Below are 1,363 nucleotides of genomic sequence, written 5' to 3'. Positions count from 1 at the left end.
GAGTTCCGCCGCGGCGCGCCGGCGCAGCGCGGCTGGCAGGCCCGGCAGCAGCCCGGCGGCGCCGGCCACCAGCGAGAACCGTAGCCCCGCCGGCGCCAGTCGCACGGAGAGGGCCAGCACCATCTCGGTTCCTGCCGCGCCGGCGCCGACGACGGCGAGGGTCATGCCTGCGCGCGCCGCGCCATACAGCGCCTCCAGCCGCGGCAGCAGCGCATCGATCGGCTTCAGCGGCAGCGCATGCTCCGCCGCGCCAGGCACGGCGGCCAGGTCCGGCGTGGCGCCGGTGTCGAGCGACAGCAGGTCATAGGGCAGGGGCTCGCCACCTTCCCGCAGCACGCGGCGGGAAGCCGGATCGAGGCCGACCACGCTGTCCACCAGCAGCACCGCGCCGGCGCGCGCCGCCAGCGCGCCGACCTCGATCAGCGCCTGCCCCGGCCGATAGAGGCCGGCCGCGACGCCAGGCAGCATCCCTGAATAGGGCGAGTGCCGTTCGCGCGTCAGCAGCGTGACTCGCCAGCCGGGCAGGGGCTGGCGCCCCAGCCGGCGCAGCACCTCCACATGCGCATGCCCGCCGCCCGCCAGCACCAGATTCCGCTCCGCCATCCATCCTCTCATCCGACCGCTGCGCGGGACATGGCGCGGAGGGCGCCGATGCGCGAGACTGCGGCCATGGAACCCTACCGCTTCGACCATATCCACCTGCGCAGCCCCGATCCTGAGGCCGCCGCCCGCGTCTGGACCGCCGCCTTCGGGGCGGAGGTCAAGGGCCGCACCACCGCCGGGCCCTGGCTGCGTATCGTCCTCGACCTTGCCGGGGTTACGCTGTTCCTCGAGCAGGTGCCGCCCGAGACGCATGCGCCGCCCGCGCCGCCCTTCCTGGGGATGGAGCATCTGGGCCTGGCCGTGGCCGACCTGGACGCCGCCATCGCCGACCTGGCCGCGAAGGGCGTGCCGCTTGTGCGCGGCCCGTCCGTGCCGCGGCCGGGCGTGCGCATCGCCTTCTTCGGCATGCCGGACGGCGTGCAGGTGGAACTGATCGAACGACGATAGTGCAGCAGCCCGCGACGCGCTGGCCCGCCATCGGGGCCGTCGTGCTCGCCGGCGTGGCGGCCGCGGCGCAAATCGGCAAGGTGCCGGCGGCGATGACGACCATCGCGGCGGAGTTCGGCCTCGGCCTTTCTGCGGCCGCGCTGCTGGTCTCGCTGTTCGGGCTGATGGCGGGGCTCGGCGGGCTGGCGATCGGGCTGGCGGCGTCGCGTATCGGCGCGCGGGCCGGTCTGCTGGCCGGCCTCGGGCTCGGCGCCGTCGCGGCCGGGCTGGCCGTTCTGGCCGAGAGCCCGGCTGCGCTGCTGGCGGCGCGGGT

Annotated in this window: 3 protein-coding genes; 2 read left to right on the top strand and 1 reads right to left on the bottom strand. The window is 75.8% G+C overall.

Annotated elements, in window-relative coordinates; genetic code table 11:
• A partial coding sequence (locus OZN99_RS31660) for an FAD-dependent oxidoreductase (protein WP_270939159.1) occupies positions 1 to 603 on the bottom strand: 603 nt, incomplete at its 3' end.
• Between the two features lie 48 nt (positions 604 to 651).
• On the opposite strand from OZN99_RS31660, the gene OZN99_RS31655 reads away from it, so the two are divergent.
• Together OZN99_RS31655 and OZN99_RS31650 are read left to right on the top strand one after the other, a co-directional pair.
• Positions 652 to 1,050: a VOC family protein gene (locus OZN99_RS31655; RefSeq protein WP_270939158.1), complete on the top strand. Its 399-nt coding sequence runs from the start codon at positions 652 to 654 to the stop codon at positions 1,048 to 1,050.
• On the top strand, positions 1,050 to 1,363 hold a 314-nt coding region (locus OZN99_RS31650), incomplete at its 3' end, for a hypothetical protein (protein ID WP_456299923.1). The genes OZN99_RS31655 and OZN99_RS31650, both read left to right, overlap by 1 nt.

This window comes from Falsiroseomonas oryzae (genome assembly GCF_027856955.1).
Taxonomy (GTDB): domain Bacteria; phylum Pseudomonadota; class Alphaproteobacteria; order Acetobacterales; family Acetobacteraceae; genus Falsiroseomonas; species Falsiroseomonas oryzae.
Note: the sequence above shows the minus strand (reverse complement) of the source record. Positions and strands in the feature narration are given on the sequence as shown.

What these genes read in the sequence shown, in the direction of transcription:
- OZN99_RS31655 (WP_270939158.1), top strand. Translation starts at nt 652, where the DNA reads ATGCGCGAGACTGCGGCCATGGAACCCTACCGCTTCGACCATATCCAC.